Origin of the sequence: Streptomyces globisporus C-1027, from assembly GCF_000261345.2 — a bacterium.
GTDB classification, from domain to species: Bacteria; Actinomycetota; Actinomycetes; order Streptomycetales; family Streptomycetaceae; genus Streptomyces; species Streptomyces pakalii.
Map to the genome: position 1 here is coordinate 1,567,585 of NZ_CP013738.1, position 25,826 is coordinate 1,593,410.

Consider the following 25,826-nt stretch of genomic DNA (forward strand, 5'->3'; position numbering starts at 1 on the left):
AGTGACGCCTCCCCGCCATGAAGGTCGAGGGGCCTCACTGATCATGCACGAAGGGCATTCCGGGTCAGGAGACCGGGGGTTCCTCGCGTCGTTCCACCGCGGGGGCAGGGATGCCGCCCTTGGGTCCCCCGCCGTTGCCGCCGTCGCCGCCGGTGTTGAAGCCGGGCACGCCGCCGCCGAGGTTGCCGAAGGCTCCGCTGAGGCCCTTGAGGGCGTCGCCGATCTCGCTGGGCACGATCCAGAGCTTGTTGGCGTCACCCTCGGCGATCTTCGGGAGCATCTGGAGGTACTGGTACGAGAGGAGCTTCTGGTCCGGGTCTCCGGCGTGGATGGCCTCGAAGACCGTGCGGACGGCCTGGGCTTCACCCTCGGCGCGCAGGGCGGCGGCCTTGGCCTCACCCTCGGCGCGCAGGATCGCGGACTGCTTCTCACCCTCGGCGGTGAGGATCTGGGACTGCCGGATGCCCTCGGCGGTGAGGATCGCGGCGCGCTTGTCGCGGTCGGCGCGCATCTGCTTCTCCATCGAGTCCTGGATGGAGGTCGGCGGCTCGATCGCCTTGAGCTCGACGCGGTTGACGCGGATGCCCCACTTGCCGGTGGCCTCGTCGAGGACGCCGCGCAGGGCCGCGTTGATCTCCTCGCGGGAGGTGAGGGTCCGCTCCAGGTCCATGCCTCCGATGATGTTGCGGAGGGTGGTGACGGTGAGCTGCTCGATCGCCTGGATGTAGCTGGCCACTTCGTAGGTCGCGGCGCGGGCGTCGGTCACCTGGTAGTAGATGACGGTGTCGATGTTGACGACCAGGTTGTCCTGGGTGATCACCGGCTGCGGCGGGAAGGGCACGACCTGTTCACGGAGGTCGATCCGGTTGCGGATCGAGTCGATGAACGGGACGACGATGTTCAGGCCCGCGTTCAGGGTGCGGGTGTAGCGGCCGAATCGCTCGACGATGGCGGCGCTGGCCTGCGGGATGACCTGAATCGTCTTGATCAGGGCGATGAAGACGAGCACCACCAGAATGATCAGAACGATGATGATCGGTTGCATCGTGTCTCTCGTGCCCTTCGGTTGGCCGGTGGATCGCGGTGATCGGGGTCGGCGGTCATGTGCGGCCGGTGGTCGGCGAGTTATGGGCCGGGCCGGAGTCCCATGATGATCGACATGATCGACTTCGAGTCTGGCAGACGGGGGCCCGCGCCGTGCACGCTTCGGTCACATGACGACGGCCGTCGCTCCGTCGATGTCGATGACATCGACCTGGGTGCCGGGCTCGAAGACCTGTTCGGCGTCGTAGGAACGGGCGGACCAGACCTCGCCGGCGAGCTTGATGCGGCCGCCGTCGGCCGATACCCGTTCGAGCACGGCTGCCTGGCGGCCCTTCAGGGCGTCGATGCCGCTGGCCTGTCCGGTCTGTCCGGCCCGGTGTCTGGCGGCGATCGGGCGCACGACGGCGATCAGCGCGACCGAGACCAGGACGAAGACCAGCACCTGGGCGACGATTCCGCCGCCGAGGGCCGCGACGGCCGAGGCCGCCACCGCCCCGACGGCGAACATGCCGAATTCGGGCATCGCGGTCAGGACGAGGGGGATGCCCAGTCCCACCGCGCCGATCAGCCACCACACCCATGCATCGATGTCCACATGGTCATCGTAGGACTGTCGGTGCGTCACCGACAGGGCGCACGGAGGTCAACTCCGGTGAAATGCCTGCCGATCGGGGTGTGACGGTCAGGAGAGCGGGAGGCCGTGGGCGGTGTAGCGGTCGCCGGTGTGCTCGACGATGAGGGGCAGGCCGAAGCAGAGGGAGAGGTTGCGGGAGCTGAGCTCGGTCTCCATGGGGCCGGCCGCGAGGATCTTGCCCTGGCGGATCATCAGGACGTGGGTGAACCCGGGTGCGATCTCCTCGACATGGTGGGTGACCATGATCATGGAGGGGGCGAACGGGTCGCGGGCAAGGCGGCCGAGGCGGCGGACGAGATCCTCGCGCCCGCCGAGGTCGAGCCCGGCGGCGGGCTCGTCGAGGAGCAGCAGCTCGGGGTCGGTCATCATGGCGCGGGCGATGAGCGTGCGCTTGCGCTCTCCCTCGGAGAGCGTGCCGAACTTGCGGTCCAGGTACTCGGTCATGCCGAGGCGGTCGAGGAAGGCGCGGGCGCGCTCCTCGTCGACGGCTTCGTAGTTCTCGTGCCAGGTGGCGGTCATGCCGTACGCGGCGGTGAGGACCGTCTGCAGGACGGTCTGGCGCTTGGGCAGCTTGTCGGCCATCGCGACGCCCGCCATGCCGATGCGGGGGCGGAGCTCGAAGACGTCGGTGCCGACGCCGCCCAGCTTCTCGCCGAGGACGGTGGCCGTTCCCTTGCTCGGGAAGAGGTAGCTGGACGCGAGGTTGAGGAGGGTCGTCTTGCCGGCGCCGTTGGGGCCCAGGATGACCCAGCGCTCCCCCTCCTTGACCGACCAGGAGACGTCTTCCACCAGAGCGCGTCCGTCGCGGACCACGGATACGTCCACCAGCTCCAGTACATCGCTCATGGCGCGTTGTCTCCCCATGCAGTCTCGTCGATCGTCGCGTGCCGGTGGGCACGGCTCCCAGGGAAAACCTACGCCACCGCGTGAGTGGTTCGGGCGTGAGGTCCGGACCCCGGGCTCGGCCCGGGCGTTCCTTAGGCTGTCGGCATGCTTGTCGAACCACGTTCAGGGTTGTTGGCCGCTTGGGGAAACGCGCTTCTGGCGGGACTCGTCTCGCCGGACGAGGCGGCCCTCGCGATTGTCGGAGAGGACGCGGTGCACCGCGTCGAGGGGCTGCCGGGTGAGGCGGGGCCGGTCGGGCTCACGCTGGCGCTCGGCCGGCTGAGGGGTCTGGGGGCCACCGGTTTCCGGGTGGCGCTGCCGGTGCCGGGGCATCCTCTGGGGCTGAGCGGTCCGCCGGACTTCAACGCGCGGGCGCTGGAGGCGGAGGAGGCGGTCGTCGCGTACGGGGTGCCGTACGGGCTGGTGCCGGAGGTGAGCGAGGCCGGTCCTGAGGGGGATCTGCACATCGAGGTGGTGTGGCGGGTGCTGCCGGTGCGGGAGGCGCCGCCCGCGGATGTGCCGTCGCTGGGCGAGGCGGAGCGGGAGCTGGCGGAGGCGTTGCGGGATGCGACGGCGGTGCTGTCGCGGCTGGACGTGGCGGGTTCCGGGCCGGTGGCGGAGGCGGCGGTGGACGCGTACCGGGCGCGGGTGGAGCGGGGGCGCGAGGTGCTGGCGCCCGGGTATCCGCCGCGGGCGGTGCGGGTGCTGGAGATGGCGCAGCGGGTGGGGCTGCTGGTCTCGGTGGCGTACGAGAACGGGCACGGCGGTGCGGTGAGCTCGTCGGAGATCGCGGCGCGGGGGGAGGCGTTGCGGCCGGTGGAGCGGGTGGCTCGGCGGGCGCTTGTCGCCGCGTACAACGCGTATGTGGAGGGCGGGGAGGTGCGGCGCTAGGGGCGCGGGCCTTTTGTCCTCAAGCGCCGGACGGGCTGGGGGTGTCCGGACGGGCTGGGTGAGATGCCCTGACGGGCTGGGATGCCCCGGGCGGGGAGCCCGCTGGTGTGCGGGAGCCCCGCCTGGGCGGTTCCGTCCTCAACCGCCGGACGGGCTGAAATGTCTAAGGCTTCAGTGGTTCAGGCCCAGGTTGCCGAAGGCCGGGTTGAGCAGGCCCACGACGTTGACCGTGTTGCCGACCACGTTCACCGGGACGGCGACCGGGACCTGCACCAGGTTGCCGCTGGCGACGCCCGGGGAGCCGATGGCCGCGCCGTGGGCGTCGGCACCGCTGTGGCCGGTGGCGGAGGCGGCGCCGGCGCCGGCGGCGATGAGCCCGCCCGCGATCATCGTGACGGCGGCGGCCTTCTTCAGGTTCTTCACTTCAGGATCCTCCTAGAAAGGGCTGCGGCAGGCCGCCGCAGCACGTCCTGGAGAACGCCGTGGCGCCCGGAAGGGTGCGCCGTTCGGGTGACATACACCCGACAGTATGAATCTCAGTCCGGACGGGAACCCGCACCCGCGGCCGCGGCGTCAGCCCACCGCTCCGTGGCGTACCGCCCACAGCGCCGCCTGGGTGCGGTCGGCCAGGTCGAGCTTCATCAGGATGTTCGAGACATGGGTCTTGACCGTCTTCTCGGAGAGGACGAGGGCTCGGGCGATCTCCCGGTTCGAACGGCCGTCCGCGATGAGGCCGAGGACCTCGCGTTCCCGCTCGGTGAGGGTGCTCCCCCGGCCCGTGCCGGTGCCCGCGTCCTCCTGGGCGAGGAGGGCCCCGGCGACCTCGGGCTGGAGCAGGACGTGTCCGGCGTGGACGGAGCGGATGGCGCCGGCCAGGGCGTCCGGGTCGACGTCCTTGTAGACGTAACCGGAGGCTCCGGCGCGCAGGGCGGGGACCACGGTGCGCTGTTCGGTGAAGCTGGTGACGATGAGGACCTTGGCCGGGTTGTCGAGCTCGCGCAGGCGGCGCAGCGCCTCGATGCCGTCGGTGCCGGGCATCTTGATGTCCATCAGCACGACGTCGGGGCGCAGCTCCTCGGCCCTGGCCACGCCCTCCGCGCCGTCGGACGCCTCGCCGACGACCTCTATGTCCTCCTGGATCTCCAGGAAGGTGCGCAGTCCGCGGCGGACCACCTGATGGTCGTCGACCAGCAGCACCCTGATGATCTTGTCAGCCACCGGGGACCTCCATCTCGATCGTGGCGCCCTTGCCGGGCTCCGATGCAACGGTGAGTCGGCCGCCGACGCTGCTCGCCCGGTGGCGCATGGAGACGAGGCCGAGGTGACGGCCCGCACGCCGGACGGCGGTGGGGTCGAACCCGCCCCCGTCGTCGGTGACGCGCAGGACGGTGGCGGTGCCGCGCCGGGCCAGGGTGACGCTCACGCGCTCCGCCCCGGAGTGACGCAGGGCGTTGTGGAGGGCTTCCTGCGCGACCCGGAGCAGCGCCTCCTCCTGGGCGGCGGGCAGTGCGCGCACTCCGCAGCTCTCGAAGGCGACCTCGGCGGTGTGCGCCCGGTCCAGGACCTGGATCTGGGTGCGGAGGGTGGCGATCAGACCGTCCTCGTCGAGGGCCGCCGGACGCAGCTCCACCACCGCCGCCCGCAGTTCGTCGACGGCTTCGGCGGCGAGGACGGCGACCTGCTGGAGCTCACCCTTGGCGCGTACGGGGTCGCGGTCGACGAGTGCGGCGGCTGCCTGGGCGGTGAGGCGGAGCGAGAACAGTTTCTGGCTGACCGCGTCGTGCAGCTCGTGGGCGAGGCGGGAGCGTTCCTCGGCGATGGTCAGCTCGCGGCTGCGTTCGTAGAGGCGGGCGTTGGTGAGGGCGATAGCTGCGTGCTGGGCGAGGATCTGGAGCAGTTCCTCGTCCTCGGCGGTGAAGCCGCAGCCGCCGTCGGGCTTGGGGCACATCTTGTTGGCGAGGAAGAGCGCGCCGATGATCTCGTCGCCGTCCGTGATGGGCAGGCCGAGGAAGTCGGACATGTCGGGGTGGGCGTCGGGCCAGCCCTCGAAGCGGGGGTCCTCGCGGACGTCGGCGAGGCGTTCGGGCTTCGCCTGGTGGAGCATCGCGGCGAGGATGCCGTGCTGGCGGGGCAGCGGGCCGATGGCCTTCCACTGTTCGTCGCTGACGCCGTCGACCACGAACTGGGCGAAGCCGCCGTGGTCGTCCGGCACGCCGAGGGCCGCGTACTGGGCGTCGAGCAGCTCGCGGGCGGAGGCGACGATCGTCTTCAGGACGTCGCCCACTTCGAGGTGCCGGCTCATGGCGAGCAGCGCGGCACTCACCGCGGCGAGGCCCGACGGTGGGCGATGACTCATGGGATCACCGTACCGGCGGGGGCCGGGCGGTCGTATCGGGCCCGGGTCGGTGCTCGGCGCGCCGGGGCCTAGGCCCCGGCGGCCGGCCCCTCGGCCGGAGGTCGTAGGACTGCCCGGACCTACGCCGAAGTGCCGGGTACGGGTGCGCCTCCCGGGCGAGGCGCGGTGCGGCCGGGCCTTCCTACGGTGACATCGCCGGGGTCTCCCGGCGGACGCCGAGGGTACGAAGGGGACGGTCACCATGCCGGTCGCGATGATCACGGGTGGTTCGAAGGGGCTGGGACGGGCGTTGGCGGGGGCCCTGGCCGGGGAGGGCTGGGACCTGGTGCTGGACGCCCGGACCGCCGGGGTGCTGGAGGAGACGGCACGGGAGCTGCGCGGGCGGTACGGGACGCGGGTGGTGGCCGTGCCGGGGGACGTCACGGACGCGGCGCACCGGGCGGATCTGGTGGCGGCGGCCGGTTCGCTGGGCGGGCTCGACCTGTTGGTGAGCAACGCGAGCGTGCTGGGCGCGGAGCCGTTGGTCCGGCTGGACGCACTGCCGCTGGAGGGGCTCCGGCGGGCGCTGGAGACGAACGTGGTGGCGGCGCTCGGTCTCGTACAGGAGGCGTTGCCGTCGCTGCGGGCCTCGGAGGCGGGGGCGGTGGTGGTGATCAGCTCGGACGCGGCGGCGGAGCCGTATCCGACGTGGGGCGGTTACGGGGCGTCGAAGGCGGCGCTGGACCAGCTGGCGGCGGTGCTGGGTGAGGAGGAGCCGGGGCTGCGGGTGTGGGCGGTCGACCCGGGTGACATGGCGACGGACCTGTACGCCGCGGCGGTGCCGGAGGACGCGGACGCGGCGCGGCCGTCGCCGGAGAGCGTGGCTCCCGCGTTCCTGCGGCTGGTGCGGGAGCGGCCGGCCGGCGGCCGGTACGCGGCTCCGGCCCTGCTGGAGGGGCCGGCGAGGCAGGGCGGGGGTGCGCGATGACCGCGCGGGGGCGGTGCGAGGGAGGCGACGTGGCCCTCGCCGTGCCGGGGGCGGGCGGGGCGGAGCCGGCGACGGCCGCCGCGGATCCCCCGGCCCTGGACGAGCGCCCGGGCCGGGCCGGGACTGCCGTAGTAGCGGAGGTCACCGCCCTGGAGGCTCTGCGGGTGCCGGACGCGTTGTCGGCCCGGGTGCCGGCCGAGCAGCGCGGGGCGGGGCGTGACGACGTACGGCTGCTCGTGTCCCGGGGGCGGGCGGTCACGCACCATGCGTTCCGGGAGCTGCCGGAGCAGTTGCGGGCCGGGGACGTGCTGGTGGTGAACACGTCCATGACGCTGCCCGCCGCGGTGAACGGGCGCGTCGGCGGGGAGCGGGTCGTCGTGCACTTCTCGACGCGGGGTGCGGACGGGCGGTGGGCGGTGGAGTTGCGGGCGCCCAGGGGGGCGGGTGTCACCGGGCCGCGGCCGGGTGGTCCGGCGGGGGCCGTGGTGCGGCTGCCGGGCGGGCGGGCCCTGGTGCTGGAGGAGCCGCTGGGGCCCGCGGCCGGGGCCCGGCTGTGGTGGGCACAGGCGCCGGAGCGGGTGCCCGAGCTGTTGCGCAGGTACGGGCGGCCCATTCGGTACGGGTACACGGACCGGGATCAGCCGCTGTCGGCGTACCGCACGGTGTTCGCGGTGGACTCCCCGGACGGGAGCGGTTCGGCGGAGATGCCGAGCGCCGCGCGCCCCTTCACGGTCCCGTTGGTGGCGGAGCTGGTGCGCCGGGGGGTGCTGTTCGCCCCGCTGTCCCTGCATACGGGGGTGGCCTCGGCGGAGGCGCACGAGCCGCCGTACCCGGAGCGGTTCGCGGTACCGGCGGCGACGGCCTGGCTGGTGAACGCCGTACGGGCGGCGGGGAGCGGGCGGGTGGTCGCGGTGGGGACGACGGCCGTGCGGGCGCTGGAGTCGGCGGTGGGCGCGGACGGGGTGGTGCGGCCCGCCGAGGGGTGGACGGACCTCGTGGTGACGCCGCGGCGCGGGGTCCGGGTGGTGGACGGGCTGCTGACCGGGCTGCATGAGCCGCAGGCCTCGCACCTGCTGATGCTGGAGGCGGTGGCGGGGCGCGAGGCGCTGCGCCGCGGGTACGAGGCGGCGCTCCAGGAGCGGTACCTCTGGCATGAGTTCGGGGACGTCCACCTCATCCTGCCGGATGAGGAACGTAACGCTCCGGATTGCTTCAGCAACGAGTGGTGAGACTGTTACGTCGCCGATGTGAGCCCAGGCATAGGGTGTACATCACTTACGAACGTACCTAGTGGGCCCATAAGGGCGTTTTGAGCAGGCACACACGAGGGTCATTTCGGGCGAACGGGACCCTTCTCCACTATCTGGCTTCGTACGTCACACCTTTGCCTCAGGATTTTGCTGCCGCTAAGAATTGCTCTCGTCCCCGACGGAGGTGCGCATCACCGCCTCCGGTCTCGTCCTCCGTGAGGACACCTGAGCATTCGAAGAGGTAGCCCTACATGTCTGCGACTCGCATTCCCAGTCGTCTCCGTCGTCTGAACAAGGTCCAGAAGATCTCCGTGGCCGGTGTGTCGGCCCTGGGCGTCGCCGCCCTGACCTTCTCGCTCGTCCCGTCGAACGCCGATGCCGAGATTGCCCCGCAGGCGGCAGCCGCCGCTGCGCCCGTGGCCTTCACCAACGCCACGGGTACCGCACAGGCCAAGACCGTGCAGAACAGCATGATCGAGCAGCACTCCACCGCCGAGAAGCTCGTGAAGGCCGCCGACGCCGCCAAGGCGAAGGCCGCCGCCGAGACCAAGGCCAAGGCCGCGAAGGCGAAGGCCGCGTCCGAGGCGAAGGCCAAGGCCGCCGCCGACGCGAAGGACAAGGCCGAGAAGGCCGCCAAGGCCAAGGCGGACGCGAAGAAGCGCGCGTCCGAGAAGGCCAACCGCTCCACCCCGCGCAAGCCGGTCTACGCCAACAACCTGGACGGCTGGATCCGCGAGGCCATGTCGATCATGAAAAAGGAAGGCATCCCCGGCTCCTACGACGGGATCCACCGCAACATCATCCGTGAGTCCAGCGGTAACCGCTGGGCCATCAACAACTGGGACATCAACGCCCAGAACGGCATCCCGTCCAAGGGTCTGCTCCAGGTGATCCAGCCGACCTTCGACCGCTACCACGTGGCGGGCACCAAGAAGGACCTGTACGACCCGGTCGCCAACATCGTCGCCGCCTGCAACTACGCGGCCGACCGCTACGGCTCCATGGACAACGTGAACAGCGCGTACTGATCCGCCGGGTCTCCGCGTCTTCGAGACCAGCCGTACACACGCCGAAGGCCGGCACCCCCGCGGGGGTGCCGGCCTCGGTGTCGTACCCGGTGCTTACTTGCGCATGACCTCGGGCTCGTGGCGGCGCAGCAGGCGCGCGACCGCGACGGCGCAGACGGCGCCGATCACCAGCAGCACGAAGATGTTGATCCCCCACTGGGTCGCCGTGGCCTCCCACAACGGGTCCAGGTCGGTCGGGTTCTTCGGGTCCCACGGCGGCATCAGGTTGGCCAGGTCCAACGTGGTACCGGCCGCCGCCACGCCCCAGCGGGACGGCATCAGCCAGGTGAGCTGCTCCAGACCGGGCGTCCCGTAGACCTGGAAGAGGACGCCGGTGAACACCAGCTGGACGATCGCGAACATGACCAGCAGGGGCATGGTCATCTCGGAGGTCTTGACCATCGCGGAGATCATCAGGCCGAACATCATCGAGGTGAACCCGAGGGCCACGATCGAGATGCAGATCTCGACGGCCGGAGGCATGAACAGCCCCTCCTCCGGCAGATCACGGACAGCGAAGCAGATGCCGCAGAGGATGACGCTCTGGAAGGCCGTGATCACGCCGAGGACGATCACCTTGGACGTCAGATAGGCCGAGCGGGAGAGGCCGGTGGCCCGTTCCCGTTCGTAGATCACGCGCTCCTTGATCAGCTCTCGTACGGAGCTGGCCGACCCGGCGAGGCAGATGCCGACCGCGAGGATCAGCAGGATCATCCCGGCCTTGCCGTTGAACTGGGTCGGCGGGGTGGGCGGGGCCAGTCCGAAGTCCGCCGGGATGACCGCGGCCAGCACACCGATGACCGCGGGCAGCGCCACCATCAGGCCGAGGAAGGCCTTGTCGGAGGCGATGACGGAGGTGTACCGGCGCACCAGGGTCCACAGCTGTGTACCCCAGCTCTGCGCCTTCGGGGGCCTCATCTGCTGGGGCGGCGGCATGTTGACCGGCTGGGCCGCGACCGCGTCGATGTCGGCGGCGTACATCTGGTAGTGCTGCGAACCGCGCCAGCGGCCCGCCCAGTCGTAGTCGCGGTAGTTCTCGAAGGCGGAGAAGACGTCGGCCCAGCTGGTGTAGCCGAAGAAGTTCAGCGCCTCCTCCGGCGGACCGAAGTAGGCGACGGAACCGCCGGGCGCCATCACGAGGAGCTTGTCGCAGATCGCCAGCTCGGCGACCGAGTGCGTGACCACGAGCACCGTGCGGCCGTCGTCGGCGAGGCCGCGCAGCAGCTGCATGACGTCGCGGTCCATGCCCGGGTCGAGGCCGGAGGTCGGCTCGTCCAGGAAGATCAGCGACGGCTTGGTGAGCAGCTCCAGGGCGACCGAGACGCGCTTGCGCTGGCCGCCGGAGAGCGAGGTGATCTTCTTGTCCTTGTGGATGTCGAGCTTGAGCTCGGCGAGGACCTCGGTGATCCGGGACTGGCGCTCGGCCTCGGTGGTGTCCGCGGGGAAGCGGAGCTTGGCCGCGTACTTGAGGGCCTTGGCAACGGTCAGCTCCTTGTGCAGGATGTCGTCCTGCGGGACCAGACCGATGCGCTGGCGCAGCTCGGCGAACTGCTTGTACAGGTTCCGGTTGTCGTAGAGGACGTCACCCTGGTTGGCGGGCCGGTAGCCGGTGAGCGCCTTGAGCAGGGTGGACTTTCCGGAACCGGACGGGCCGATGACCGCGATCAGCGACTTCTCGGGGACGCCGAAGGAGACGTCCTTGAGGATCTGCTTGCCGCCGTCGACCGTCACCGTGAGGTGGCGGGCGGAGAAGGAGACCTCACCGGTGTCGACGAACTCTTCGAGCCGGCCGCCTACCAGCCGGAACGTCGAGTGGCCGACGCCGACGATGTCGTTCGGGCCGATGAGGGCCGAGCCGGACTTGTGGAGCGGCTGGCCGTTGACGTACGTGCCGTTGTGCGAGCCGAGGTCGCGGATCTCGAAGCGGCCGTCGGGCGTCGCGTGGAACTCGGCGTGGTGGCGGGAGACCTGGAGGTCGGAAACGACCAGTTCGTTCTCCAGCGCACGGCCGATGCGCATGACCCGGCCGAGGGCCAGCTGGTGGAACGTGGTGGGGCTGCGGTCGCCGTAGACCGGCGGCGCCCCCGCGGCACCGCCCTGTCCCGGTCCGCCCTGCTGCCCGGGGTTCTGCTGGTGCGGCACGTTCTGGTGCGCGGGCTGCTGGTGCGGGACCTGCTGCTGGGGCGCCTGCGGCTGCTGCCAGGCCTGCTGCTGGGCAGGGGCCTGGTGGTGCGCCGGGGCCTGGTGCTGGGCAGGGGCCTGCTGCCCGTGCCAGCCCGCGGCACCGCCCTGGGGCTGCTGGTGGGGCTGGTGCGCCGGGGCCTGCTGCGCGCCGGCTGCCTGGCCGCCGGCGACACCGGCTCCCGCGGCGGCGCTGAGGCTCACCCGGGGTCCGTCGGTGGCGTTGCCCAGGTGCAGCACCGAACCTGCGCCGAGCTCCACCTGCTGGATCCGCCGGCCCTGCACATAGGTGCCGTTGGTGCTGCCGTGGTCCTCGATGGACCAACTGCGGCCGTTCCAGCTGATCGTGGCGTGCCGCCACGACACTCTGGCGTCGTCGATCGTCAGGTCGCCCTGCGGATCACGCCCCAGGGTGTACGACCTGGACGGATCGAGCGTCCAGGTGCTGCCATTCAATTCCAGTACGAGTTCCGGCACTCCGCGCCCCACTAGTTGTCCCCCGTGATACCCCCGTCGCAGGGAGTCTAGGGATGCTGAACATCGTGGGGAACTATTCCAGGATGAGTCCCCGATCCGAAAGTCGGGCGGGTGAAGAGCGCGAGGAGACCTGCGCGAACACCCCGATACCGGGGGGCGAAACGGGAGTGGATACGGTCAAGTCCGCATGAAGGGCCGGTTACCACCCGGAAGATGTCCAGCGACGCGATATCGCCCTATACGAGACAGCCGGTGCGGCCGGGCGCAAGACGTGTACCGGCCAGATCCGGACGCGATGCCGGCGGCAGCGGTGCGATTCCGTCCGGCACTCGGGACGGACGGCCGGAGGAGGTGGCGGGACCGATACGGTGGGAACACCATGAGCGCATCTCAGCCACCTCAGCCCCCCTCCTCATCTGAGCCCTCTGAGTCTCTTGAGCCCCTCGGGCCGCCACCGGGCAGTGACGCACCCACGCTGCTGGTCAAGATCTTCGGCAAGGACCGTCCCGGCATCACGGCCGGGCTCTTCGACACCCTCGCCGCGTACGCGGTCGACGTCGTGGACATCGAGCAGGTCGTCACCCGTGGCCGCATCGTGCTGTGCGCCCTGGTCACCTCGCCCACGGCGGGCGGGATCACCGAGGGCGATCTGCGGGCGACCGTGCACAGCTGGGCCGACTCCCTGAAACTGCAGGCCGAGATCATCTCCGGCATCGGCGACAACCGGCCCCGCGGTGACGGCCGTTCCCATGTGACGGTGCTGGGGCACCCGCTCACCGCCGAGTCGACCGCCGCCATAGCGGCCACCATCACCTCGACCGGCGGGAACATCGACCGTATCTTCCGGCTGGCGAAGTACCCGGTCACCGCCGTCGAGTTCGCGGTGTCGGGGACCGGGACGGCCGAGCTGCGGACCGCGCTGGCGACCGAGGCCGCCGAGATCGGCGTGGACGTCGCGGTGGTCTCGGCCGGGCTGAGCCGGCGGGCCCAGCGGCTGGTGGTCATGGACGTCGACTCCACACTCATCCAGGACGAGGTGATCGAGCTCTTCGCGGCGCACGCGGGCTGCGAGGACAAGGTCGCCGAGGTGACCGAGCAGGCGATGCGCGGCGAGCTGGACTTCGAGCAGTCGCTGCACGCCCGGGTCGCGCTGCTGGCCGGTCTGGACGCCTCGGTGGTGGACAAGGTCCGCACCGAGGTACGGCTCACCCCCGGCGCCCGCACCCTGATCCGTACGCTGAAGCGGCTCGGCTACCAGGTCGGCGTCGTCTCCGGCGGCTTCACCCAGGTCACCGACGATCTGCAGGAGCGGCTCGGCCTCGACTTCGCCTCGGCCAACACCCTGGAGGTGGTGGACGGCAAGCTCACCGGCCGGGTCGTCGGCGAGGTGGTGGACCGGGCGGGCAAGGCCCGGCTGCTGCGCAGCTTCGCCGAGCAGGCAGGCGTACCGCTGGCCCAGACGGTGGCGATCGGGGACGGGGCGAACGATCTCGACATGCTGAACACCGCCGGGCTCGGTGTCGCGTTCAACGCCAAGCCGCTGGTCCGCGAGGCGGCGCACACCGCGGTGAACGTGCCGTTCCTGGACACCGTGCTCTATCTGCTCGGCATCACCCGGGAAGAGGTCGAGGCGGCGGACGGCCTCGTCGACTGAACCCGTCCGAGCGCACGCGCAGGGCCCCGGCACCGCGGTGGTGCCGGGGCCCTGCGCGTGCGCTCGGTCGTTCTGCGCGTGCTCAGTGGTCTGTGCGCGCGCTCAGTCGTTCGGGGTCCAGTACTCCGTGAGCCGGCCCGCTCCGTGCTCCACGCTCTTCCAGGAGCCGGGGAACTCCACCACGGCGTAGGCGGCGGTGGGGAAACCGTCCCGGGTCATCCGGGCCAGGGTGTCGCCCTCGGCCGAGCCGGAGAGGGCGTCGGCGGCCCCGTGCATCCCGGGGTTGTGACCGATGACCAGGAGGTTGCGCACCTCGTCCGGGGTCTCGTTGAACAGGGCGATCAGTTCGCCGAGGGAGGCCTCGTACAGCCTCTCCTCGTAGACGGTCCGGGGGCGCTGGGAGAATTCATGGACCGCCAGCTTCCAGGTCTCCCGTGTCCTGGCGGCACTGGAGCAGAGGGCCAGATCGAAGTCGATGCCGGAATCGGCGAGCCTGCGGCCGGCCACGGGCGCGTCCTTTCGGCCGCGCTCGGCCAACGGGCGCTCATGGTCGGAAGCCTGTGACCATTCCGCCTTGGCATGCCGGAGAAGGACGATCCTGCGAGGTGTCTCGACGCTCATACATCTCAGCTTCGCATGAAACGCGCCCTCCGGCGCAGGGTGTTGACGGGCTCGTCCGGACAGTTCACGCGCTGGTCCGGGGCGGCTTCGGCTCAGCGGAACAGCAGCTGGAAGGTGCGCTCGATCAGCTGTCCGAGCGCGGGATCGGCGGTGGCGGCCTGGGCCTGTCCGGGGCTGAGGATCATCAGCAGCAGCGCGGCGAACGCGACGGCGGGCAGAGCGACCGCCCACCAGGGCAGCCGGATCTCGACACCGTCGGCGGCCGGTCGGTGGGACGTGGTGTGCGTCGGTGCCGGCATGTCCGCCTCCGTCAAGTCATCGGTTCGTCACCGAAGAACCTACGGAACGGGGACGGCCGGTCCCATCCGGTGACCCACCCACTTCACCCTGACCCTGGCCCCCTAGGGGAAGGTGGGGCTAGCCCCACCCCTCGCAGGGTTCACGGGCGTCAGGGCGAGGCGATCGTGGCGATCACACCGATGACGACGGTGATGAGGAGCATCGCCCCGAACACGAGGAGAAGCTTCTTCTGGCCGTTCTGGGGATTCGGATCGAGCACTGGCATGAGGTCAGTGTCGCATCTCAGCACTCGTCCTCGATCGTCCGGTCCCGGCCGGCCAGGATTCCGGCCACCATCTGGGGAATCATGAGGCCCGCCATCAGGGCGATCGGCAGCCCCCAGCCGCCGCTGTGCTGGTAGAGGACACCGACGAGCAGCGGGCCGGGGATCGAGAGCAGGTAGCCGGTGGACTGGGCGAAGGCGGAGAGCCGGACCACGCCCGCGCCGGACCGGGCCCGCATGCCGATCATGGTGAGGGCGAGCGGGAAGGCGCAGTTGGCCACGCCCAGGAGCACGGCCCAGGCCCAGGCTCCGGCGGCGGGGGCGAGGTAGAGGCCGCCGTAGCCGATCAGGCCGCAGAGGCCGAGGACGACGACGATGGGGCCCTGCTGCTTGAGCCGGGAGGCGACCCGGGGGATGACGAAGGCGAGCGGGACGCCCATCGCCATGGTGACCGCGAGCAGGACCCCGGCGGTGCCGGCGGAGACCCCGGCGTCGCGGAAGATCTGCGGCATCCAGCCCATGGTGATGTACGCGGCGGTGGCCTGGAGCCCGAAGAAGCAGGCGAGGCCCCAGGCGGTGCGGCTGCGGGTGATCTTCAGGGCCGGCGCCTCGGCGGCGTTCGCGACCGCCGGGCCCGGCTGGCCGGGGGCCGGGGTGCGGTCGCGCAGGAGGACGATCCAGGGCAGCACGGCGACGGCGGCGAGCACGGCCCAGAGGGCGAGACCGGTCTGCCAGCTGCCGCCCAGCGCCCCGGTGAGGGGGACGGTGACGGCGGCGGCCAGGGCGGTGCCGAGGGCCAGGGCCATGGAGTAGAGGCCGGTCATGGTGCCGACGCGGTCGGGGAACCAGCGCTTGACGATCACCGGCATCAGGATGTTGCTGACGGCGATGCCCATCAGGGCCAGGGCGCTGGCGGCCAGGAATCCGGCGGTGGAGCCGATGTACGGGCGGATGATCAGGCCGGCCGCGATGGCGGCCATGCCCGCGCAGACGACAGTGCCCGCGCCGAAGCGGCGGGCCAGACGCGGCGCCATGACGCCGAAGACGGCGAAGCAGAGCGGCGGCACGGAGGTGAGGACCCCGGCCACGCTGCCGCTCATGTGCAGCCCTTCGCGGACCTCTTCGAGAAGGGCGCCGAGGCTGGTGATGGCGGGGCGGAGGTTGAGCGCGGCCAGGACGAGTCCCACGGCGATGAGGCGCAGCAACCACGGCGAGGGCCCTTCGGCGGCTCCGGGGAGCGGCTGGGCCCGGGTGTCGTGGGGCGTGCGCGCGATGGCCTCGCGGTTCAGGGTCGGGGTCTGCGTCTCGTCGTCCGGCATGGAGCCATCATAGAATCATGGGATGATTGATTGTCCAATCCGGTCAGGGCCCGGCATCCCCCGCACGCGTTGAGAGAATGCGGGAGAGAATGCGGCCCGGACCTCAAGCTCACGAGCAAGGAGCACCATGGCGCTGACGTCCCCTCGGCGTTCGGCACTCTCCGACCAGGTGATCGCCCAGTTGCGGAACCAGATCACCTCGGGCGAGTGGCCGGTCGGCTCGCGGATTCCGACCGAGCCCGAGCTGGTCGAGCAGCTGGGCGTGGCCCGTAACACCGTCCGCGAGGCGGTGCGGGCGCTCGCGCACAACGGGCTGCTGGACATCCGGCAGGGCTCCGGCACGTATGTGATCGCCACGAGCGAGCTGGCCGGGGTGATGCACCGCAGGTTCGCGGCGGCGGACCCCCGGCATGTCGCGGAGCTGCGCTCGACGCTGGAGTCGTCGGCGGCCCGGCTGGCGGCGGCCCGGCGCACCGAGCGGGATCTGCGGCAGCTGGACGCGTTGATGGCGCGCCGGGAGGAGGCCTGGGCGTCGGGCGACGCGGAGGCGTTCGTGGCGGCGGACGCGACGCTGCACCTGGCGGTGGTCGCCGCCTCGCACAACGACGTCCTGACCGGGCTCTACGCCGACCTCGGGGATCTGCTGCGCGACTATCTGCGCGGCGATGTGGGTCCCGAGCTGCGGCCGGAGAACCACATGGACCACGGCCGGCTGGTCGAGGCGATCCGGGCCGGGGATGCGGAGACGGCAGCGGCCGAGGCGGCGAGCCACGCGCTGAACTGCCTGACGGACCGGGTGTAGCACCGGGCGCGGCCCGGAGGCTCGCTCACAGCGGGGCGGGGCGGTGGCTGACCCAGGCGGTGGCGACCTCTTTCCAGCAGCGGTCCTCCAGCCGTACGGTCCGGCCGGGCTCCACCGCGACCACCTCGCCGTCCGCGTCGACGTCCCACCACCGGTCGCACTCGGTGTGCAGCCGGACCAGGTCGACGGAGGGGTACGGGTTGTGGCAGTACGCGACGACCCGGGAGCCCTCGACGCTCGTACGGCACTCCGAGCCGGCCGGTTCGGGCTTCGGCGGCGCCACTTCCGTACCGGAGTCGGCTCCCCTGGCGGCGTGCACCCCCAGGGGTACGGCGAGAGCCGCGGCGGCCACCGAGGCGGCCAGGAGGAGACGGGTTCGTCGGCGCGTGGGGCGCACAGCGATCTCCCTCCCGCAGCCTGACCAGAAGTCCGGTTCCTCCTCATTCTGCGGTGGATCGGCCGACTTTTCGACCGGAGCGGCCACGCACGGCGACGGCCCCCGGCCGCGCCGCCCCCGGAACGGGGTGACGCGGCCGGGGGCCGTTCAGGGCGGTGAGCGGTCAGGCGCCCATCATGTGCACGCCGCTGTCGACGTGGATGATCTCGCCGGTCGTGCGCGGGAAGAAGTCGGAGAGCAGGGCGACGATGCCGCGACCGGCCGGCTCCGGGTCGGACATGTCCCAGGCGAGCGGGGCGCGGTGGTTCCAGACGTCGGCCAGCTCCGAGAAGCCCGGGATGGACTTGGCGGCCATGGAGCCGATCGGTCCGGCGGAGATCAGGTTGCAGCGCAGCCCGTCCTTGCCCAGGTCACGGGCGAGGTAGCGGGAGGTGGCCTCCAGCGCGGCCTTGGCCGGGCCCATCCAGTCGTACTGCGGCCAGGCGTACTGGGCATCGAAGGTGAGGCCGACGATCGAGCCGCCCTCGCTCATCAGCGGCTTGCAGGCCATGGCCAGCGACTTCAGGGAGAACGCCGAGACGTGCATCGCGGTGGCGACGGACTCGAACGGGGTGTTGAGGAAGTTGCCGCCGAGCGCGTCCTGCGGCGCGAAGCCGATGGAGTGGACGACACCGTCGAGCGAGCCGAGCTCCTCGCGGACCAGGCCCGCCAGCCGGTCCAGGTGCTCCTGGTTGGTCACGTCCAGCTCGATGACCTTGGCCGGCTTCGGCAGCTTCTTGGCGATGCGCTCGGTCAGGGTGGGACGCGGGAAAGCCGTCAGGATGACCTCGGCACCCTGCTCCTGGGCCACCTTCGCGGCGTGGAACGCGATGGACGACTCCATCAGCACCCCGGTGATGAGGATGCGCTTGCCGTCGAGAATTCCGCTCATGGTGATCAGTGACCCATGCCCAATCCGCCGTCAACGGGAATGACGGCTCCAGTGATGTACGACGCGTCGTCGGAGGCGAGGAAGCGCACGGCGGCGGCGATCTCCTCGGGCCGCGCGTAGCGGCCGAGCGGCACCTGGGCCACGATGCCCTTGCGCTGCTCCTCTGGGAGCACCTGGGTCATGTCGGTGTCGACAAAACCGGGGGCGACGACGTTGAAGGTGATGTTCCGCGAACCGAGTTCACGGGCCAGCGACCGGGCGAAGCCGACCAGCCCGGCCTTGGAGGCGGCGTAGTTGGCCTGACCGGCCGAGCCGAGGAGGCCGACGACGGAGGAGATCAGGACGACCCGGCCCCTCTTGGCGCGCAGCATGCCGCGGTTGGCACGCTTGACGACCCGGAAGGTGCCGGTGAGGTTGGTGTCGAGGACGGAGGTGAAGTCCTCCTCCGACATCCGCATCAGCAACTGGTCCTTGGTGATGCCCGCGTTGGCGACGAGCACCTCCACGGGGCCGTGCTTGTCCTCGATCTCCTTGTAGGCCTGCTCCACCTGTTCGGCGTCGGTGATGTCGCAGCGGACCGCGAGGACCCCGGCTTCGGTGAGGGCCTGAGGGGGCTCGCCGGAGCGGTAGGTGATCGCGACCTGGTCGCCGTTGTCGGCGAAGGCGTGGGCGATGGCGAGGCCGATGCCCCGGTTTCCTCCGGTGACGAGAACCGAGCGGCTCAACGGATCACCCTTTCCTTGGCGGTCTGGTGCGTGGTCCCGGGCGGTCGGGTACGTCGAAAACCTATCGGTACCGTGCTCCGATCGGGGAATCGGGCCCTGACAGTGGCTTGTCCGGGGTGCTGTGGGGTTCCTACAGTCCGCGCCGATACGTGGTCGGCCCACGCGTCTGCGATATCCCCCGGTGCGGTCACCCTCCGGCGTGGTTCACTGCCGTGGTGTATCGAGAAGGGAACTCCCTGTGCCCCACGAGGTAGATCAGTCATTCCTGGCACTGCCGTCGCGCGCGCTGGCCGACGCGGCGCTCGCCCGAGCGCGGGCCCTCGGCGCGACGCACGCCGACTTCCGGCTGGAGCGGGTGCGCAGCGCCACCTGGCGGCTGCGGGACGCGCGGCCCGCCGGGGCGTCGGACAGCACGGACCTCGGGTACGCGGTACGCGTGGTGCACGGCGGGGCCTGGGGGTTCGCGTCCGGGGTGGACCTGACGATGGACGCGGCCGCGAAGGTGGCCTCGCAGGCCGTCGCGATGGCCAAGCTGTCGGCGAAGGTGATCGCGGCGGCCGGCTCGGACGAACTGGTGGAGCTGGCGGACGAGCCGTCGCACGGTGAGCGGACCTGGGTCTCGGCGTACGACGTCGACCCCTTCTCCGTACCGGACGAGGAGAAGGCGGCGCTGCTCGCCGAGTGGAGCGGGCGGCTGCTGGGCGCGGAGGGCGTCGCGCATGTGGACGCGTCCCTGATGACCGTGCACGAGAACAAGTTCTACGCGGACACGGCCGGCACGGTCACCACGCAGCAACGGGTGCGGATCCACCCGCAGTTCACCGCCGTCGCGGTGGACGGCACGACCGGCGAGTTCGACTCGATGCGCACCATCGCGCCGCCGGTGGGCCGGGGCTGGGAGTATCTGACCGGCACCGGCTGGGACTGGGACACCGAGCTGGAGCAGATCCCCGGGCTGCTGGCGGAGAAGATGCGGGCGCCGGGCGTCGAGGCGGGGGCGTACGACCTGGTCGTCGACCCGTCGAACCTGTGGCTGACGATCCACGAGTCGATCGGCCACGCCACCGAGCTGGACCGTGCGCTGGGGTACGAGGCGGCGTACGCCGGGACCTCGTTCGCCACCTTCGACCAGCTGGGCAAGCTGGCGTACGGCTCCCCCGTGATGAACGTGACCGGCGACCGCACGGCCGAGCACGGGCTCGCGACCATCGGGTACGACGACGAGGGCGTCGAGGCGCAGTCGTGGGACCTGGTGAAGGACGGCACCCTCGTCGGCTACCAGCTGGACCGCCGGATCGCGAAGCTGACGGGCCTCGGCCGTTCCAACGGCTGCGCGTTCGCGGACTCGCCGGGCCATGTCCCCGTCCAGCGCATGGCGAACGTGTCGTTGCAGCCGGATCCGGGCGGGCTCTCCACGGAGGACCTGATCGGCGGGGTCGAGCGCGGGATCTACGTGGTCGGCGACCGGTCGTGGTCCATCGACATGCAGCGCTACAACTTCCAGTTCACCGGGCAGCGGTTCTTCCGCATCGAGAACGGCAGGCTCGCCGGACAGCTGCGCGATGTGGCGTACCAGGCGACGACCACGGACTTCTGGGGCTCGATGGAGAAGGTCGGCGGCCCCCAGACGTATGTGCTCGGCGGCGCCTTCAACTGCGGCAAGGCCCAGCCGGGCCAGGTCGCGGCGGTCTCGCACGGCTGCCCCTCCGCCCTCTTCCGGGGCGTCAACATCCTCAACACGACGCAGGAGGCCGGGCGATGAGCGGCGACCACGGAACCGGCTGGGGGTCCGGGGGTCGTCCCCCGGGTAAGCGCAGTCTCAACACGACGCAGGAGGCCGGGCGATGAGCCGCGTCAGCAAGCCGTACGAGATCGTCGAGCGGGCTCTGGAGCTGTCCACCACGGACGGTCTGGTGGTCATCGCCGACGAGCAGTCCTCCGCCAATCTCCGCTGGGCGGGCAACGCGCTCACCACGAACGGGGTGACCCGGGGGCGCACCCTGACCGTCATCGCGACCGTGGACGGGGCCGAGGGGACCGCCTCCGGAGTGGTCTCCCGGTCCGCCGTGACCACCGACGACCTGGAGCCGCTGGTCCGCGCCGCCGAGGCCGCCGCCCGGGGCGCGGGTCCGGCGGAGGACGCGCAGCCCCTGGTCAGCGGGGTGCCCGCATCGCCCGACTTCACGGACGCGCCCGCCGAGACCGGCTCGGAGGTCTTCGCGGACTTCGCCCCGGCGCTCGGCGACGCCTTCGCGCGCGCCCGTTCCGGGGGCCGTGAGCTGTACGGCTTCGCCAACCACGAGCTGACCTCCACCTACGTGGGGACGTCGACGGGGCTGCGGCTGCGCCACGACCAGCCGAACGGGACGCTGGAGCTGAACGCGAAGTCGCCGGACCGGACGCGTTCGGCGTGGGCGGGCCGGGCGACCCGGGACTTCAAGGACGTCGACCCGGCGGCGATGGACGCGGAGCTGGCGCAGCGGCTGCGCTGGGCGGAGCGGCGCATCGAGCTGCCCGCAGGCCGGTACGAAACGCTGCTGCCGCCGACCGCGGTGGCGGACCTGCTGATCTACCAGCTCTGGTCGTCGACCGCGCGGGACGCGGTGGAGGGCCGGACGGTGTTCTCGACGCCGGGCGGCGGGACCCGGCTGGGCGAGCAGCTCGCTCCGCTCCCCCTCACCCTGCGCAGCGACCCGCACGCCCCGGGTCTGGAGTCTGCGCCGTTCGTGATCGCCCACTCCTCCGGCGACAGCGGTTCCGTCTTCGACAACGGGCTGCCGCTGGCCCCGACGGACTGGGTCCGGGACGGGAAGCTGGAGCGGCTGACGACCACCCGGCACTCGGCGGGCCTGACCGGCCTCCCGGTCGCCCCGGGCATCGACAACCTGCTCCTGGAGGGCGGCGGCGAGAAGTCGCTGGAGGAGATGGTCGCCGCGACGACCGGGCGGGCGCTGCTGCTGACCTGCCTCTGGTACATCCGCGAGGTGGACCCGGCGACGCTGCTGCTGACCGGGCTGACCCGGGACGGCGTCTATCTGGTCGAGGACGGCGAGGTGGTCGGCGAGGTGAACAACTTCCGGTTCAACGAGTCGCCGGTGGACCTGCTGTCGCGGGCCTCGGAGGCCGGGCGTACGGAGAAGACGCTGCCGCGCGAGTGGGGCGACTGGTTCACCCGGGCGGCGATGCCCGCGCTGCGCATCCCGGACTTCAACATGAGCTCGGTCAGCCTGGGGGTGTGACCCGCCTAGACTGACCCGTACATCTCTACCAGGCATAAGGAGCACCGGAACCGTGACGGACATCGTCGACGAGCTGAAGTGGCGCGGGCTGTTCGCCCAGTCCACTGACGAGGACGCATTGCGCAAGGCTCTCGCGGACGGTCCCGTCACCTTCTATTGCGGCTTCGACCCGACCGCGGCCAGCCTGCACGTCGGGCACCTGGTGCAGGTGCTCACCATGCGGCGGCTCCAGCAGGCCGGGCTGAAGCCGCTGGCGCTGGTCGGCGGGGCCACGGGCCAGATCGGTGACCCGCGGCCCACCGCCGAGCGCACGCTGAACGACCCGGAGACCATCGCCGCCTGGGTGCAGCGGCTGCGGGGCCAGATCGAGCCCTTCCTCACCTTCGAGGGCCCGAACGCGGCGACGATGGTCAACAACCTGGACTGGACCGCGGGCATGTCCGCGATCGAGTTCCTGCGGGACATCGGCAAGCACTTCCGGGTCAACAAGATGCTCACCAAGGACTCCGTCGCCCGCCGGCTGGAGTCGCAGGAGGGCATCAGCTACACCGAGTTCAGCTACCAGCTGCTCCAGGGCATGGACTTCCTGGAGCTGTACCGCCGGCACGGCTGCACCCTTCAGCAGGGCGGCAGCGACCAGTGGGGCAACCTCACCGCGGGCATCGACCTGATCCATCGGCTGGAGCCGGGGGCGGTCGTGCACGCTCTGGCGACGCCGCTGATGACGAAGGCGGACGGGACGAAGTTCGGCAAGTCCGAGAGCGGCGCCGTCTGGCTCGACCCGGAGATGACGACGCCGTACGCGTTCTACCAGTTCTGGCTGAACGTGGACGACCGGGACGTCTCCCGCTACCTGCGCATCCTCAGCTTCAAGAGCCGTGAGGAGCTGGAGGAGCTGGAGAAGCTGACCGAGGAGCGGCCGCAGGCGCGCAACGCGCAGCGGGCACTGGCCGAGGAGCTGACCACGCTGGTGCACGGCGGCGAGCAGTGCGCGGCCGTGATCGCGGCGTCGAAGGCACTGTTCGGCCAGGGCGACCTGGCCGAGCTGGACGAGGCGACGCTGAGCGCCGCCCTGTCCGAGGTGCCGCACGCCACGGTCGCCGAGCTGGGTCCGCTGGTGGACCTGCTGGTGGAGGTCGGTCTCGCGCCGAGCAAGTCGGGGGCCCGCCGTACGGTCAAGGAGGGCGGCGCCTACGTGAACAACGTGAAGGTCGCCGACGGCGAGGTCGCACCGGACGCCGGGGAGCTGCTGCACGGGCGGTGGCTGGTGCTGCGCCGCGGCAAGAAGAACCTGGCGGCCGTGGAGGTCAGCCCGGCGGGCTGACCCGTTCGGCACGACGCCGCGGCCGGACACGCCTTCCTCGCGTGTCCGGCCGCGGCGTTCGGTGGAGCGGTGACCGGTCAGGTTCTCTGACTGCGGCCGCCCCGGATCTTCTGCCAGGCCATGTCGCCGACGGCGACGACCGCCACGGCGCCCGCCAACTGGAGCACATGGCGGATCCAGTCGATGCCCTTGGTGTCCTCCACACCGATCCAGCCCGCCACGGCGTTGCCGAGGATGCTGCCGAGGATGCCGAACACGGCCGTCAGCCAGAGCGGGATGTCCTGCTTACCCGGCAGGATCGCTCTGGCGATGACACCGAGCACCAGTCCCACGATGATTGCCCACAACCAGCTCATTTCGCCTCCTCGTACGGCGCGGAGTGCGCGTCCGCCCAGTCTCGGCCCGCCGTCCGGGTGCCCGCATGCCCGGTTGGGCCGTCCGGGGGAGCCCGGGTCTCACCCGTCGGGCGGGCCCCGGTCGCCTGCCCGGCGGATGCCGGGCGTACCGTGGATGCGGCCCGGTCCGTGAGCGTCCGGCGACGACATCTGGTGGTGGAGCATGCTGCGGAAGAACGCGGATTCGGAGGTCATCCGGATCACGGGCGCCCGTCAGGGGCTGACGGAGGACGTCCGCGGCCGGCAGCGGCGCTATGTGATCTCGATGTCGGTGCGCACGGTGTCGGTGGTGCTGGCCGCGGTGCTGTGGAACGTGGAACGGCATGTGGCGATCGTGGCGCTCGTGCTCGGTGTCCTGCTGCCGTACGTGGCGGTGGTCATCGCCAACGCGGGCCGGGAGAACGTGACTTCGCTGCCGACGACGTTCGTGCCGATGCCGATGCGCCCGGCTCTGGAGGCCGGTTCGGCGGAGTCGGGGGACGCGCAGGGGGCGTCCGGCCGGGTTCCCCCGCCGCATGAGCCCGGCTGATCCCACGCGTTGCGCGAAGCCCAGGAAAAGCTCAGATCAATCATGACGTTCCGGTGCACCGCACCCCGGTCCCCGTGACATACTTCGAAAGCGCTCCGCATCCCCCGTCGGAGCGATGGACCGACGCCGGGCAGCTCCCCCCGTGGCTGCCCGGCGTCGCCTTTTCTCCGGCAGGGGATGCCTCGGAAGGCCTGCGATCCACCTGACTCGGCTCGCGGGCACCTGTTTTAGGCTGGGACCCGTGATCTTCCCCCAGACGTCCGCCGAGAGTCCCTCAGGTGCCCCGCTCTGTTCCGCCAAGGGCTGCCGGGCCGCCGCCGTGTGGGTGCTCGCCTGGAACAACCCGAAGCTGCACACGCCCGAGCGGCGCAAGACCTGGCTGGCCTGCGACGAGCACCGGGAGCACCTGTCCTCGTTCCTCGGTGTACGGGGTTTCCTCAAGGATGTCGTGGCGCTGAGGGACTGGGACCCGGGACCCGAGGGCTCGCGGGACGCCTGAGCAGCAGTTCCCCAGGCGTCCGGGCGTCAGCCGCCGATCGCCGACATCGGGCGGTCGGGCTGCAGGAAGGACGGGTCGTCCAGTCCGGAGCCCGCCTTCTTGCCCCACATCGCCGTCCGCCAGAGCTGCGCGATCTCCTCGTCCGGCGCGTCCCCCCGCAGCGCCCCGCGCAGATCCGTCTCCTCACGGGCGAAGAGGCAGGTGCGGACCTGGCCGTCGGCGGTGAGCCGCGTACGGTCGCAGGCGCGGCAGAACGGGCGGGTGACGGAGGCGATCACGCCGACGCGGTGCGGGCCGCCGTCGACGGTCCAGCGCTCGGCGGGGGCGGAGCCCCGGGACGCGTCGCTCTCGGGGGTGAGGGTGAAGCGGGTGCGCAGCGAGGTGAGGATGTCCCCGGCGGTGATCATGCCGTCGCGCTTCCAGCCGTGCTGGGCGTCGAGCGGCATCTGCTCGATGAAGCGGAGCTCGTAGTCGTGGGCCACGGCCCAGGCGAGCAGCTCGGGGGCCTCGTCTTCGTTGAGTCCCGGCATCAGGACGGAGTTGACCTTCACCGGGGTGAGCCCGGCCTCGTGGGCGGCCTCCAGGCCGTCCAGCACGTCCCTGTGGCGGTCACGGCGGGTGAGGGTCTTGAAGACGTCGGGCCGCAGGGTGTCCAGCGAGACGTTGACCCGGTCGAGACCGGCGGCCTTGAGGGCCGTGGCGGTCCGCTTGAGTCCGATGCCGTTGGTCGTGAGGGACATCCGGGGGCGGGGGGTGAGCGCGGCGCACTGCTCGACGATGGAGACGAGGCCGGGGCGCAGCAGCGGCTCGCCGCCGGTGAAGCGGACCTCGGTGATGCCGAGCGAGGTGACGGCGATCCGGATCAGGCGCACGATCTCGTCGTCGGAGAGCAGCTCGCTCTTGCCGAGCCACTGAAGGCCCTCTTCCGGCATGCAGTAGGTACAGCGGAGATTGCACTTGTCGGTGAGTGACACGCGCAGGTCGGTGGCGACCCGGTCGTAGGTGTCGATGAGCACGGTGGGTCCCTCCCCCGGTGGTGCGATCGCTCTTCTTCGCTTCTGGTACTTCCGAGCCTAC

The 25,826-nt window shown here is 71.2% G+C and carries 27 protein-coding genes; 11 read left to right on the top strand and 16 right to left on the bottom strand.

Annotated features, from left to right (window positions below):
* Positions 1-64: 64 nt before the first annotated feature.
* The 3 genes from WQO_RS06820 to WQO_RS06830 all read right to left on the bottom strand — a co-directional run bounded on the left by WQO_RS06820 (position 65) and on the right by WQO_RS06830 (position 2,524).
* The gene (locus WQO_RS06820) at positions 65-1,045 is read right to left on the bottom strand and encodes an SPFH domain-containing protein (protein ID WP_010061443.1); all 981 of its coding nucleotides are present in this window, start codon (positions 1,043-1,045) and stop codon (positions 65-67) included.
* 165 nt (positions 1,046-1,210) lie between these two features.
* A complete protein-coding gene (locus WQO_RS06825) occupies positions 1,211-1,639 on the bottom strand; it encodes an NfeD family protein (RefSeq protein WP_010061442.1) in 429 nt (142 codons plus the stop codon).
* A gap of 87 nt (positions 1,640-1,726) precedes the next feature.
* Positions 1,727-2,524, bottom strand: coding sequence for an ABC transporter ATP-binding protein (locus tag WQO_RS06830; protein ID WP_010061441.1), 798 nt, complete (start codon positions 2,522-2,524; stop codon positions 1,727-1,729).
* A 144-nt stretch (positions 2,525-2,668) separates the two neighbouring features.
* On the opposite strand from WQO_RS06830, the gene WQO_RS06835 reads away from it, so the two are divergent.
* On the top strand, positions 2,669-3,454 hold the full coding sequence (locus WQO_RS06835; protein ID WP_029182357.1) for a hypothetical protein: 786 nt from the start codon (positions 2,669-2,671) through the stop codon (positions 3,452-3,454).
* 171 nt (positions 3,455-3,625) lie between these two features.
* Here the strand turns inward: WQO_RS06835 and WQO_RS06840 are convergent, their stop codons facing one another.
* From WQO_RS06840 to WQO_RS06850, 3 genes are all read right to left on the bottom strand, one after another.
* Positions 3,626-3,877 (bottom strand): chaplin family protein, encoded by a 252-nt coding sequence (locus WQO_RS06840; RefSeq protein WP_006123559.1) that lies wholly within the window; start codon positions 3,875-3,877, stop codon positions 3,626-3,628.
* A gap of 150 nt (positions 3,878-4,027) precedes the next feature.
* Entirely contained in the window at positions 4,028-4,672 is a 645-nt protein-coding gene (locus tag WQO_RS06845) for a response regulator (RefSeq protein WP_010061438.1), read from the bottom strand.
* Positions 4,665-5,810: a GAF domain-containing sensor histidine kinase gene (locus tag WQO_RS06850; protein ID WP_029182356.1), complete on the bottom strand. Its 1,146-nt coding sequence runs from the start codon at positions 5,808-5,810 to the stop codon at positions 4,665-4,667. The genes WQO_RS06845 and WQO_RS06850 overlap by 8 nt, the downstream gene beginning before the upstream one ends.
* 241 nt (positions 5,811-6,051) lie before the next feature.
* On the opposite strand from WQO_RS06850, the gene WQO_RS06855 reads away from it, so the two are divergent.
* From WQO_RS06855 to WQO_RS06865, 3 genes are all read left to right on the top strand, one after another.
* Complete coding sequence (locus WQO_RS06855) at positions 6,052-6,777, top strand: SDR family NAD(P)-dependent oxidoreductase (RefSeq protein ID WP_010061436.1); 726 nt, start codon at positions 6,052-6,054, stop codon at positions 6,775-6,777.
* Positions 6,774-8,006, top strand: a complete 1,233-nt coding sequence (locus WQO_RS06860; RefSeq protein ID WP_029182355.1) for an S-adenosylmethionine:tRNA ribosyltransferase-isomerase — start codon at positions 6,774-6,776, stop codon at positions 8,004-8,006. The genes WQO_RS06855 and WQO_RS06860 overlap by 4 nt, the downstream gene beginning before the upstream one ends.
* A 272-nt stretch (positions 8,007-8,278) precedes the next feature.
* Positions 8,279-9,055, top strand: a complete 777-nt coding sequence (locus WQO_RS06865) for a transglycosylase SLT domain-containing protein (protein WP_032748602.1) — start codon at positions 8,279-8,281, stop codon at positions 9,053-9,055.
* A 93-nt stretch (positions 9,056-9,148) separates the two neighbouring features.
* Here the strand turns inward: WQO_RS06865 and WQO_RS06870 are convergent, their stop codons facing one another.
* Positions 9,149-11,764, bottom strand: a complete 2,616-nt coding sequence (locus tag WQO_RS06870) for an ABC transporter ATP-binding protein/permease (protein ID WP_029182354.1) — start codon at positions 11,762-11,764, stop codon at positions 9,149-9,151.
* 367 nt (positions 11,765-12,131) lie between these two features.
* On the opposite strand from WQO_RS06870, the gene serB reads away from it, so the two are divergent.
* The gene (serB, locus tag WQO_RS06875; RefSeq protein WP_010061431.1) at positions 12,132-13,406 is read left to right on the top strand and encodes a phosphoserine phosphatase SerB; all 1,275 of its coding nucleotides are present in this window, start codon (positions 12,132-12,134) and stop codon (positions 13,404-13,406) included.
* A gap of 102 nt (positions 13,407-13,508) precedes the next feature.
* Here serB and WQO_RS06880 read toward each other — a convergent pair whose 3' ends face one another.
* The 4 genes from WQO_RS06880 to WQO_RS06890 all read right to left on the bottom strand — a co-directional run bounded on the left by WQO_RS06880 (position 13,509) and on the right by WQO_RS06890 (position 15,908).
* Positions 13,509-14,027 (bottom strand): SixA phosphatase family protein, encoded by a 519-nt coding sequence (locus WQO_RS06880; RefSeq protein WP_010061430.1) that lies wholly within the window; start codon positions 14,025-14,027, stop codon positions 13,509-13,511.
* Positions 14,028-14,119: 92 nt separating this feature from the next.
* Positions 14,120-14,326 (bottom strand): hypothetical protein, encoded by a 207-nt coding sequence (locus tag WQO_RS06885; RefSeq protein WP_010061429.1) that lies wholly within the window; start codon positions 14,324-14,326, stop codon positions 14,120-14,122.
* Between the two features lie 149 nt (positions 14,327-14,475).
* Positions 14,476-14,592 carry an SGM_5486 family transporter-associated protein gene (locus WQO_RS37090; protein ID WP_007446146.1) on the bottom strand — a complete coding sequence of 39 codons (117 nt, stop codon included), beginning with the start codon at positions 14,590-14,592 and terminating at the stop codon, positions 14,476-14,478.
* Positions 14,593-14,609: 17 nt separating this feature from the next.
* Positions 14,610-15,908: a CynX/NimT family MFS transporter gene (locus WQO_RS06890; protein WP_010061427.1), complete on the bottom strand. Its 1,299-nt coding sequence runs from the start codon at positions 15,906-15,908 to the stop codon at positions 14,610-14,612.
* A 127-nt stretch (positions 15,909-16,035) separates the two neighbouring features.
* Here WQO_RS06890 and WQO_RS06895 point away from each other — a divergent pair, with 127 nt between their 5' ends.
* Positions 16,036-16,710: a FadR/GntR family transcriptional regulator gene (locus tag WQO_RS06895; RefSeq protein ID WP_010061426.1), complete on the top strand. Its 675-nt coding sequence runs from the start codon at positions 16,036-16,038 to the stop codon at positions 16,708-16,710.
* 25 nt (positions 16,711-16,735) lie between these two features.
* Here WQO_RS06895 and WQO_RS06900 read toward each other — a convergent pair whose 3' ends face one another.
* The 3 genes from WQO_RS06900 to fabG form a co-directional block, all read right to left on the bottom strand.
* The gene (locus WQO_RS06900) at positions 16,736-17,107 is read right to left on the bottom strand and encodes a hypothetical protein (RefSeq protein WP_010061425.1); all 372 of its coding nucleotides are present in this window, start codon (positions 17,105-17,107) and stop codon (positions 16,736-16,738) included.
* Between the two features lie 163 nt (positions 17,108-17,270).
* Complete coding sequence (fabI, locus tag WQO_RS06905; protein WP_010061423.1) at positions 17,271-18,038, bottom strand: enoyl-ACP reductase FabI; 768 nt, start codon at positions 18,036-18,038, stop codon at positions 17,271-17,273.
* Between the two features lie 5 nt (positions 18,039-18,043).
* Positions 18,044-18,763 carry a 3-oxoacyl-[acyl-carrier-protein] reductase gene (gene fabG / locus WQO_RS06910; RefSeq protein WP_010061422.1) on the bottom strand — a complete coding sequence of 240 codons (720 nt, stop codon included), beginning with the start codon at positions 18,761-18,763 and terminating at the stop codon, positions 18,044-18,046.
* A 238-nt stretch (positions 18,764-19,001) separates the two neighbouring features.
* Between fabG and WQO_RS06915 the strand changes: the two genes are divergently transcribed.
* The 3 genes from WQO_RS06915 to tyrS all read left to right on the top strand — a co-directional run bounded on the left by WQO_RS06915 (position 19,002) and on the right by tyrS (position 23,326).
* Positions 19,002-20,525 carry a TldD/PmbA family protein gene (locus tag WQO_RS06915; RefSeq protein ID WP_010061421.1) on the top strand — a complete coding sequence of 508 codons (1,524 nt, stop codon included), beginning with the start codon at positions 19,002-19,004 and terminating at the stop codon, positions 20,523-20,525.
* Positions 20,526-20,607: 82 nt separating this feature from the next.
* Positions 20,608-22,002, top strand: a complete 1,395-nt coding sequence (locus WQO_RS06920) for a metallopeptidase TldD-related protein (RefSeq protein WP_010061420.1) — start codon at positions 20,608-20,610, stop codon at positions 22,000-22,002.
* A gap of 52 nt (positions 22,003-22,054) precedes the next feature.
* Positions 22,055-23,326, top strand: a complete 1,272-nt coding sequence (gene tyrS / locus WQO_RS06925; protein WP_010061419.1) for a tyrosine--tRNA ligase — start codon at positions 22,055-22,057, stop codon at positions 23,324-23,326.
* A 77-nt stretch (positions 23,327-23,403) separates the two neighbouring features.
* Here tyrS and WQO_RS06930 read toward each other — a convergent pair whose 3' ends face one another.
* Positions 23,404-23,682: a GlsB/YeaQ/YmgE family stress response membrane protein gene (locus WQO_RS06930; RefSeq protein ID WP_006123578.1), complete on the bottom strand. Its 279-nt coding sequence runs from the start codon at positions 23,680-23,682 to the stop codon at positions 23,404-23,406.
* A gap of 202 nt (positions 23,683-23,884) precedes the next feature.
* Here WQO_RS06930 and WQO_RS06935 point away from each other — a divergent pair, with 202 nt between their 5' ends.
* Together WQO_RS06935 and WQO_RS06940 are read left to right on the top strand one after the other, a co-directional pair.
* Positions 23,885-24,250 carry a DUF3099 domain-containing protein gene (locus WQO_RS06935; protein ID WP_010061418.1) on the top strand — a complete coding sequence of 122 codons (366 nt, stop codon included), beginning with the start codon at positions 23,885-23,887 and terminating at the stop codon, positions 24,248-24,250.
* 241 nt (positions 24,251-24,491) lie between these two features.
* Complete coding sequence (locus WQO_RS06940) at positions 24,492-24,749, top strand: hypothetical protein (RefSeq protein WP_010061417.1); 258 nt, start codon at positions 24,492-24,494, stop codon at positions 24,747-24,749.
* A 26-nt stretch (positions 24,750-24,775) separates the two neighbouring features.
* Here the strand turns inward: WQO_RS06940 and moaA are convergent, their stop codons facing one another.
* A complete protein-coding gene (gene moaA / locus WQO_RS06945) occupies positions 24,776-25,765 on the bottom strand; it encodes a GTP 3',8-cyclase MoaA (protein ID WP_058953896.1) in 990 nt (329 codons plus the stop codon).
* Positions 25,766-25,826 lie beyond the last annotated feature (61 nt).